Consider the following 6,015-nt stretch of genomic DNA (forward strand, 5'->3'; position numbering starts at 1 on the left):
AGTTACGGAGCATGCTTTATATCGCTGCACTTTTGCCTGTAAGCCTTTTGCCTTATACTATAGGGATGACAGGTGAGTTTTATATGATAACCGCTTTGCTTCTCGGATTTTTTTATCTCCTTTCTGCTTTCTTGGCCCTCTATCAAAACAATAAAAAATATATAATAACATTTATCTACTCTATTATTTATCTTTTTTTACTCTTAACAGTTATGATCATTAACTCTCCACATCATTTATCCCCATAGCCCCCATTTAATGGACAAAGAAAGGGTTCTAATAGTATAATATTTTATTCACATTGACTTACTTGTCATTGCGAGCACCCGAAGTCGGGGTCCCCAAAAAGTCATAGACTTTTTGGGGTAGTAGTTGCGTGGCAATCTCATCGAAAAAAGGCGAGATTGCTTCGCTTCGCTCGCAATGACGGTCTTCTATCGGCAATTTTGGGAAGGATTGGAATATGACTGTTGAAACCGGACTTCTTCTACTTGAATCAGTGCTTCTTGTAGCTACCATTATTCTCCTTCTTTACAGCATCAAAGAAGGGAGAGCCAGGAAAAACCTTCTCTTGGAGGTGGGAAAGGCAACAAAGATCCTTACCCGACAGGAATACTTTCTCACAGTCACTGATTCCATGATAGATGCTAAGGAAGAGATCATAGGGTGTATCACGGGTAGAATTCCAACAGGGGACGATATAAAAAGGACAAAAGAGATAATAAGACATATAGAGAAAGTAACAAAGAATGGTGTGCGTGTTAAATACCTCTTACCAAAATTCCCCGATAGATTGCATATAGGCTACCTTTATACGAAGGCTGGTGCTGAGATCCGATACAGTAGCTGTGTCATGGTTCATAACATTCGCTATATAGTCGTAGATGACAGATTGGTTGTGATTGGTATTCCTGAAAGCACAGGTGAAAAGGAAGCGACGAAGAAAGGTTATAGAATTTCTTCTGAAGGGCTTGCAATGATACTCAAAGAACATTTCTATATGTGCTGGGATAAAAATATTAATTATGAGGAATATGTCAGAGAGATAATAAATCAAACCGGAATAAAACCAAAGCTACTTGCACAGGAACTTCAAATAGATGAGAAGGAATTGGAAAGGATTGCGGGGTAAATGATTTTATGAAAAAGAAAGTTATTGTTTTATCCATCAGTTTTCTGATAGCAGTAATCATACTCTCCTTTCTATTATTCAGAAGGGATGAAAAGATTAAGCCCATTCGTACGGTCGGTATTGTTGAGGCTACGGAGGTAAATCTCTCCTCAAAGGTCTCTGGACGGATAGCAGAAATCTGTTGCAGGGAAGGAGATACGGTAAAAGCAGGTGCAGTAGTTATCAGGATTGAAAGTGATGATCTCAAGGCATTGGTGGAGCAGGCTATTGCATCGTTAGAAAAAGCAAGGGCAGATGCAAAGAGTGCAGATGCTATGATAGAAAGTTCAAAGGCAGAGTTAAACACAGCAGAGGCTGATGTTAAGAATGCTGAGGCTGAGGTAGAGAAAGCAAAGGTCCAGATGGAGGAGGCAAAGAGGCAGATGGAACGGATAACATCGCTTTTTAAAGAAGAACTGGTCTCAAAGGCAGACGAAGACAAGGCAGTTACAGCCTTTGAATCTTTAAGGGCGGCGTATGAGGCTTCAAAGGCAAGACACAGGGCTATGCTTTCCCGCATGGAACTGGCAGCATCCCAGTTAAATTACTCAATAAGCCAGCTTGCATCTGCAAAGGCAAGAGTTAAAGAATCGGAGGCAGTACTTGCCTACCACAAGGCAAGACTTAATGATACCACCATCACAACCCCTATTTCGGGAACAGTTGTCTTTAAGGCTATGGAATCAGGAGAGATGGTATCCTCGGGAGTTACCATCCTTACGGTTGTTGACCTTAATAACCTATGGGTCAGGACAGAAATAGAAGAGACCCTTATTGTTAGGATAAAACTTGGAGATAAGGCTATAATAAAGGTAGAGAGTATTCCTAACAGGATATTTGAAGGCAGGGTTAAAGAGATAGGAAGACATGCAGAATTTGCCACACAGAGGGATGTCACAAGGGGAAGACAGGATATAAAGACCTTCAGAGTGAAGATATACCTTGAAGATAAGGATATGATCTTAAAGCCAGGGATGACCGTATTAGTTGAAATACCATAAAAAAGTTGAAAGTTGAAAGTTGAAAAATGAAAGATGAAAGATATTCAATAGAGGTCTTGGAGACCACAAAGAAATTTGGCGAACTTATTGCTGTGGATAATGTGAGTTTTAAGGTAACAGAAGGGGAGTTTTTTGGGTTTCTTGGTCCAAACGGTGCAGGAAAGACCACCCTCATAAGGATGCTTACTACATTATTAAAACCAACCAGTGGTAAGGCTGTGGTTGCGGGCTATGATGTCATGAAAGAACCAGAGGCGGTTAGACATGAGATAGGGGTCGTTCCACAGACAATGACCAGCGACCTTGATCTCACAGGATATGAGAATATGGATATCTATGGAAGATTCTATAGAATCCCGAAGAAAATAAGGCACGAACGCATCTCATATCTCCTTGAACTCGTTGGTTTAAGTTCACGGGCAAATGACCTTGTCGCAACATATTCTGGAGGGATGAGAAGGAGGCTTGAGATAGCGAGGGTGATGGTTCACAGACCAAAGATACTTTTCCTCGATGAACCGACACTCGGTCTCGACCCACAGAGCAGACGGGTTGCCTGGGAACTTATCGAAAGGTTCAGAGAAGGCGACTCACTGAGCGTCTTCCTTACAACCCATTACATGGAAGAGGCAGAGACGCTCTGTGACAGGGTTGCGATAATAGATAAAGGAAAGATAATTGCTCTTGGCTCACCTGAAGAGCTAAAGACACAGATTCCTGGCAATGACATTATCTCCATTATAACCTCTGAAGTAACGGATGAACTCAATGAAAGAGTGAAAAACCTTCCATTTGTCCATAAGATAAATGCTGAAGAGACTACACTCAGGGTTTATGTTGATAACGGTGCACAGAATCTTCCAACACTCATAGAAGAGGTGAAATCTCTCGGCATAGAGGTGGTTTCAGCCTCCATCCATCAGCAGACACTCGAGGATGTCTTTATTCATTACACTGGCAGGGCGATCAGGGAAGAGGAGGCAAAAAAGGTGAGTTATTTCCTCGGTGCTGGCGTCCCACAGAAGTGGGGAAGGTAAGGATATAGATGGTAAGACTTTTAGCAGTTATAGAAAGGGACCTGAGAAAGTTCATGCGTAATCCAGTAGTCATTGCCATGAGTGTTATTATGCCCCTTATCTATCTCGTTATACTCGGTAATTCTTTTCAGGGAGAGGTAAAGAATCTTCCAGTAGCAGTCGTAAATCATGATACAGGTCATTATTCAAAGCGACTTATGGAGAACATGAGGACTGTGGAGGCAGGGATAAAGACATTTAAACTGTTCAAACTCAGCAATCAACAGGAAGCAGTTGAAGGGGTAAAGGGAGGACATTATAAGGCTGCTGTCACAATCCCTTCAGATCTCAGTCGCAGGGTTGCCATCAATGATCTTCCAGAGATAGGTCTCTTTCTTGACAATAGCGACAGTATATCAGCCGATGCCATAAATAGGGCAATGGCAGGCATTGTACAGGGCATAAAAATAGAGTACATCCCTGTCAGGGAACCGAGAACCGAGATATACCTGAGGAATCAAAACCTTTACCCGAAGGTGGATTATGACCAGTCCCTTATTCCTGGCGTTGTAGTAATGGCTATATTTCTCGGAACAATGACTACTGGTGTTTTCAATCTCGTCATGGACAGGTTTCTTGGAATGGATGAAAGTTATTTTCTTACTCCAATAACAAAAGGGGAAATTGTTGCAGGACTCATTGTAAGTGGGTTGATAATAACTACTATACTGGCTACCCTAGTCTTTGCTGTAAGTATGCTTATTACGGGTATCAGTCTTACTGGTGGAATAAAACAGTGTGGTTCCATTTTAATCGTAATAATCCTTACAACACTCGGACTTCTCAGCATGATGTTTCTCTTTCTCGGACGCGTCAGACATCCGAGGATTGTAGGGATATTCGGTGGATTTCTCAATGTAATCTTCTTCTTTCCGAGTGGAGCAGTCTATCCTGTAGAGAGTTTCCCAGCATGGCTTAAGGCATTTGCAACGGTTAACCCAGAGGCGTATGCCATAGACGCACTAAAAGCCATTATTTTCAAGGGTGCAAGCCTCCAGAGTATTACTGGCGATATTATCTTTCTTTCAATATTTACCTTATTAATGATGATTGCAGCAATAGTGACCTTTAAAAGGACACTGTAGAAGTGAGCTTGCCGAAGGAGTGAGCTTGCCGAACTTGGAAATAGTTCTTGCAACAAGGAATAAAAAGAAAATAGAAGAGATAAGAAGGATTCTTAAGGATATACCAATACCTATACTTTCTCTCGATGACTTTATAGGATGTCCAGATATAGAAGAAGACGCTGATACCTTTGAGGCAAACGCTGTTAAGAAGGCGGTATCTGTAACAAGATATACAGATAAACCTGCACTTGCCGATGATTCAGGTCTTGAGGTGTATGCACTAAAAGGGGCACCAGGCGTATCGTCAGCGAGATATGCCGGTAGAGGTGCGAATGACAGGGAAAACCTCGAAAAACTGCTACATGAGATGCATTCAATTGATGATGAGAGAAGGGGTGCAAGATTTGTTTGCTACGTGGCTCTGGCATACCCTGACGGTAGCGTGAATACATTTTATGGATACGCTGAAGGCAGGATAGGGAGAGAACCAAGAGGTGAGAATGGTTTTGGATATGATCCTGTATTTTATCCCGATGGATATGACAAGACATTTGCCGAAATGACCCCTGATGAGAAGGATTCTGTCAGCCATAGAGGAAAGGCACTTAGGAAGCTCTATCGGTATCTTAAAAGTATTATAAGAAAAACTAATATGGTAATTTTAATTTTTTTCTTGAAAAATTTTTTATTTCTGTCATAATTACTAAGATTTGGAGAAGTACTTAGGAATAATCTAACCCCTGCCATATAATTAACTGTTAATTTTGAAAGGCTATATATTTTTGTCTTTTTAATTTTAGAATTATCTCTGCGCCTGTCCTGATAACAGAGCAGGATTAGTTACTTAAGTAGTTGTAGAACCAGATCTTTAATTAGTTTATGGAGGAATAATATATGAGACTTGTATTACTTGGTGCGCCTGGGGCTGGGAAAGGGACTCAGGCAAAGAAACTTATAGAAAAATATGGAATTCCACAGATTTCAACGGGGGATATCCTGAGAAAGGCAGTAGCCGATGGCACACCACTGGGAAAAGAGGCAAAGTCCTATATGGATAAAGGTGAACTTGTTCCTGATAAGGTGGTCATAGGGCTAATCGAGGAAAGATTAAGTCAGGATGATTGTAAAAATGGCTATATCCTTGACGGATTTCCACGGAATACTCCACAGGCTGAGGTCCTCGATACTATGCTCTCTACATTGGGAAAGCCTCTTGATTTTGCCTTGAGTGTGGATGTCCGAAAGGATGACCTTCTGAAGAGACTCGCAGGGAGAAGAACCTGCAAAAACTGTCAGCAGATGTATAATATCTATTTTTCCCCACCAAAGAAAGAAAATATATGCGATAGATGTGGCGGTGAGCTTTACCAGAGAGACGATGACAGAGAAGAGACAATCAGGAAAAGGCTTGATGTATACGATGCTCAGACAGCACCTCTTATAGAGTATTACAAAAAGAAGGGGATACTTAAATCTGTTCTGGGCGTGGGAAATATAGATGAGATATTTAACAAGGTTTGTGCTGTATTAGAGAATAAATAATGGGATAAGGAAGGAGGATGAGATGGAGAAGATCATAGGACATGGTGGTAAAGAACTTGTAGAAAGGATTATAACTGACAAGGGGCAGGCTAAGGAAAAGATTAAAGGCCTGAAAGAGGTTCCGGTAAATAGGCAGGTAGCTACGGAGTCAATAAGTA

At 41.3% G+C, this 6,015-nt stretch carries 6 protein-coding genes; all 6 read left to right on the plus strand.

What is annotated here, in order from left to right:
• Positions 1 to 463 precede the first annotated feature (463 nt).
• The 6 genes from AB1488_11370 (at position 464) to AB1488_11395 (ending at position 5,857) form a co-directional block, all read left to right on the plus strand.
• Positions 464 to 1,132, plus strand: a complete 669-nt coding sequence (locus AB1488_11370; GenBank protein MEW6410684.1) for a hypothetical protein — start codon at positions 464 to 466, stop codon at positions 1,130 to 1,132.
• Between the two features lie 8 nt (positions 1,133 to 1,140).
• Positions 1,141 to 2,172 (plus strand): HlyD family efflux transporter periplasmic adaptor subunit, encoded by a 1,032-nt coding sequence (locus AB1488_11375; protein MEW6410685.1) that lies wholly within the window; start codon positions 1,141 to 1,143, stop codon positions 2,170 to 2,172.
• Between the two features lie 26 nt (positions 2,173 to 2,198).
• Positions 2,199 to 3,209, plus strand: a complete 1,011-nt coding sequence (locus AB1488_11380) for an ATP-binding cassette domain-containing protein (GenBank protein ID MEW6410686.1) — start codon at positions 2,199 to 2,201, stop codon at positions 3,207 to 3,209.
• 8 nt (positions 3,210 to 3,217) lie between these two features.
• Positions 3,218 to 4,333 carry an ABC transporter permease gene (locus tag AB1488_11385; GenBank protein MEW6410687.1) on the plus strand — a complete coding sequence of 372 codons (1,116 nt, stop codon included), beginning with the start codon at positions 3,218 to 3,220 and terminating at the stop codon, positions 4,331 to 4,333.
• 19 nt (positions 4,334 to 4,352) lie between these two features.
• A complete protein-coding gene (locus AB1488_11390; GenBank protein MEW6410688.1) occupies positions 4,353 to 5,015 on the plus strand; it encodes an XTP/dITP diphosphatase in 663 nt (220 codons plus the stop codon).
• Positions 5,016 to 5,209: 194 nt separating this feature from the next.
• Positions 5,210 to 5,857: an adenylate kinase gene (locus tag AB1488_11395; GenBank protein MEW6410689.1), complete on the plus strand. Its 648-nt coding sequence runs from the start codon at positions 5,210 to 5,212 to the stop codon at positions 5,855 to 5,857.
• Positions 5,858 to 6,015: the final 158 nt, after the last annotated feature.

It is taken from the genome of Nitrospirota bacterium, from assembly GCA_040756155.1.
Taxonomy (GTDB): domain Bacteria; phylum Nitrospirota; class Thermodesulfovibrionia; order JACRGW01; family JBFLZU01; genus JBFLZU01.

Excerpts from the sequence above, each read along its gene's own strand:
- AB1488_11370 (MEW6410684.1), top strand. The coding sequence starts at position 464 with ATGACTGTTGAAACCGGACTTCTTCTACTTGAATCAGTGCTTCTTGTA.
- AB1488_11375 (MEW6410685.1), top strand. The coding sequence starts at position 1,141 with ATGAAAAAGAAAGTTATTGTTTTATCCATCAGTTTTCTGATAGCAGTA.
- AB1488_11380 (MEW6410686.1), top strand. The coding sequence starts at position 2,199 with ATGAAAGATGAAAGATATTCAATAGAGGTCTTGGAGACCACAAAGAAA.
- AB1488_11385 (MEW6410687.1), top strand. The coding sequence starts at position 3,218 with ATGGTAAGACTTTTAGCAGTTATAGAAAGGGACCTGAGAAAGTTCATG.
- AB1488_11395 (MEW6410689.1), top strand. The coding sequence starts at position 5,210 with ATGAGACTTGTATTACTTGGTGCGCCTGGGGCTGGGAAAGGGACTCAG.